Annotated in this window: 2 protein-coding genes; one reads left to right on the top strand and one right to left on the bottom strand. The window is 27.2% G+C overall.

What is annotated here, in order from left to right; genetic code table 11:
- On the top strand, window positions 1-404 hold a 404-nt coding region (locus ACYQ0O_RS13040; protein WP_459893767.1), incomplete at its 5' end, for a hypothetical protein.
- 15 nt (window positions 405-419) lie between these two features.
- On the opposite strand, the gene ACYQ0O_RS13035 is transcribed toward ACYQ0O_RS13040, so the two are convergent.
- The coding region (locus tag ACYQ0O_RS13035; RefSeq protein WP_459893765.1) for a response regulator at window positions 420-845 on the bottom strand (426 nt) is incomplete at its 5' end.

The following is an 845-nucleotide window of genomic DNA, read 5'->3' as shown; positions in this document are numbered from 1 at the left end:
AAAAAGGAAACATTAAATTTATTCCAAAAAGAAAGCTTAAATTTGCTGAATTTCTGTACTATAACCATGTAATAAGCTGGAAAGATTATATCAGGGCTATTATCTGGCAGAAAACCCAAAGGGATAAAATAGGAGAAATTGCTGTTAGATGGAATTATATTGAGAAAAATCAATTATATTTTATTTTAGAAAACAAAAAATCAGATAGTCTAACTGGACAACTTATGATACAATATGGTTATATCTCTCCATTTCAACTTAAAGTTATATTATATCAACAAAAAAAACAACAGCCCAAAATAGGAAAATTTTTCTTGAAAAACAAAATATTGAGCACAAAAGAGCTTAGATACTATCTATTTCAACACAGATTACATAATTTAGAATACTTAAAGGATAAATAAATAGTTTATATAAATTTAGTTAGTTGTAGACTTCATATAAAGTGCATTTATTTTATTTATAAGTTTTTCAAAAGTAAATGGTTTTTGGATAAACTGAGTAAAATCACTAGATATTTTTTTAATAGACAGGATGTCTTTACTATATCCTGAAATAAATAGACATTTTAGGTCAGGGATTTTTTTTCTTAATCTTTTTGATAGTTCAATTCCATTCATCTGAGGCATCACCATATCTGATATCAAGAGTTGGGGTATAAATTCCTCTTTCTCAACAATTTCCAGGGCATTTTGGGGACTTTTTATATACCTTACATTATAACCTTGATCCTTAAGTAATTCAGAAAAAGCAATACCAATTCCCTCTTCATCATCAACGAATAAGATGTCTGGTTTTTGTTCTGGAAATACAATTGTCTTTTTATTTTTCAGTAGAGATGTCTC

The sequence above is a fragment of the Desulfothermus okinawensis JCM 13304 genome (genome assembly GCF_054654515.1).
The sequence above is the reverse complement of the archived record's forward strand: the minus strand, read 5'-3'. Positions and strand labels throughout refer to the sequence as shown.